At 42.3% G+C, this 2337-nt stretch carries 2 protein-coding genes; both read left to right on the top strand.

Features of this window, described 5'->3' with window-relative positions; genetic code table 11:
• On the top strand, window positions 1–1232 hold a 1232-nt coding region (locus AB3112_RS10790), incomplete at its 5' end, for an aromatic amino acid transport family protein (protein ID WP_367334487.1).
• Window positions 1233–1603: 371 nt separating this feature from the next.
• Window positions 1604–2257, top strand: a complete 654-nt coding sequence (sdaAB, locus tag AB3112_RS10785) for an L-serine ammonia-lyase, iron-sulfur-dependent subunit beta (protein WP_367334486.1) — start codon at window positions 1604–1606, stop codon at window positions 2255–2257.
• The last annotated feature ends 80 nt before the right edge of the window (window positions 2258–2337 follow it).

Raw genomic sequence — 2337 nt, 5'->3', positions numbered from 1 at the left:
TGAGTTTGTTCGGAACCGCGATTGGGGCCGGCGTGTTGTTCTTACCGATTGGGGTAGGTACGGCAGGTATTCTTGGTATTATCATGATACTTATTTTGGCTTTGCCAACCACGTTCTTTGCTCACAGGGGCCTGAGTAGGTTTGTCCTGTCGGCTAAAAATGATGGTGATGACATCACTGATGTTGTTGAACAACATTTTGGTTTTAAGATTGGATTGCTTTTTACTATTATTTATTTCTTCTCCATTTATCCAATCTTGTTAGTTTATTCTGTTTCTATTACGAATACTGTATCGAAATTTATTACTGACCAAATGCACATGCAAACACCACCTCGTTGGTTGTTGTCACTTGTACTTGTTGGGATCCTCATTGGAATTGCTCGCTTTGGCACCTCTTTGATTACCAAAGTTATGAGTGGCCTGGCCTTCCCATTTATTATTGTAATCGTTCTGTTTTCCTTTTATCTTATTCCGCATTGGAATGGCGCAATCCTCTCAACATTTTCCAGTTCTGTATCTGGGGGACACTTGGTTGGAACGTTAGGCAACTTGTGGTTACTTATTCCTGTCATGATCTTTTCGTTTAACCATTCGCCAATCATCTCTTCGTTTTCCGTTGCCGAACGTAAAGAATATAGTGGGGAAGGCAAGGACAGAGTCGATAAAAAGATTTCGACAATTCTATTGTCGGCCGAAACGTTGATGGTCATTGTCGCAATGTTCTTTGTTATTAGTTGTACATTGGCGTTGACTCCAGACCAAATCCTTGAAGCTAAGAATGAAAATGTCTCGATCCTTGATTACGTTGCGACTGCTTTCAATAACCCAATTATTAAATATGTTTCTCCCGTAATTGCCTTTATTGCAATTGCCAAGTCCTTTTTAGGACATTATCTAGGAACGAGTGAAGGCTTACGTGGGATTATTCGTAAGATGGAAGAAAAATCTGAAAAGACGCTTCCGAGTCGAACTGTTTCGACAATTGTTGATCTGGTTCTGCTACTAAGTGCCTGGATAGTTGCCTGGATCAATCCTTCCATTATGGGAATGATTGAAACCATCATTGGACCAATCATTGCGTTCATCTTGTTCTTGATGCCAATGTATGCTATTCATAAAAGTCCTAAGTTACAGCAATATGCCGGCAAACACAGCAATGTCTTTGTTGTGGTCATTGGTTTAATCGCAGTTAGTGGTATCCTGTTCAATATCATCAAATTGTTTGTTTAGTAATCTGACTGAAATACGAGATGAATTCACATTGGTTAATATGATTGAAGCCAATTTTTGTCATAAGTCTCGTTGCTGGTGTTGTTGACGAGATTCTCGTGACGGTGTTGGGGGTTCGTGAGGGTCACGAATCGAATGGCCATACTTGAGGCTGAATTAATCACAGCGGCGGAATTAATTCAGAAATGAAAGCTTTGATGCAACGGCTGTATGCTTTCTCATCAGTACAACTGTGGTGCTTGCTTGCGCCGTAACTTCAAGATTCATAAAGTTTCAAAAACGGTGTACTGACGATGAATGTGCAATGAAGCGCTAGTTGCCCGTGCCAAAGCTTAAGTTAACGTGATGATTCAAATAGGAGGATGACTAAAATGACGGTGAATTACAAGAGTGTTTTTGATATTATTGGCCCGATTATGATTGGACCATCCAGTTCCCATACTGCGGGGGCGTGTGCGATTGGGCGAGCAGCGAATAGCATTTTTCGGGACAAACCGACAGATATTGTCATTCATTACTATGAATCATTTGCGCAAACCCACAAGGGCCACGGCACGGACTATGCGATTATTAGTGGCATTCTTGGCTTTGATCCTGATGATAGCCGGGTTCCGTATGCCATTGGTTTGGCCCGGGATCAGGGGATGAACATTACCTTTATCGAAGAGCCTGGCGATAGCCCAATCAACCACCCGAACACCGCCATCATTGACTTGGAGAATGATGATAAACAAGTGACGGTCGCTGGATGTTCAATCGGGGGCGGGACCATCGAAATTCGTGAAATCAAGATGGATGGTTTTGATGTTAAACCAAAAGGGCCACTTCCTATCTTGTTAGTTCAGGGTGGTGAGAATGACCATCAGCACGTGACTAAACAGTTGGCTGACCTGACTAAAGTAAACGACCAACAGCAGTACAAGACGGCTCGGGGCAATTTATATGAATATGATTTAGATCGCCGTCTCAAACAGGATGAAATCAAAAAATTAGCACAGGGACACGCAAATTTAGTTTACTTATAATCAGGGAGGTCAGTTATGATGTACATGAGCGTAGCAGAACTGGTAACAGCGGCCAAGGAGACCAAGAAGCCGATCTACGA

Origin of the sequence: Lentilactobacillus sp., from assembly GCF_040773105.1 — a bacterium.
In the GTDB taxonomy this organism is placed as follows: Bacteria; Bacillota; Bacilli; order Lactobacillales; family Lactobacillaceae; genus Lentilactobacillus; species Lentilactobacillus parabuchneri.
The sequence above is the reverse complement of the archived record's forward strand: the minus strand, read 5'-3'. Positions and strand labels throughout refer to the sequence as shown.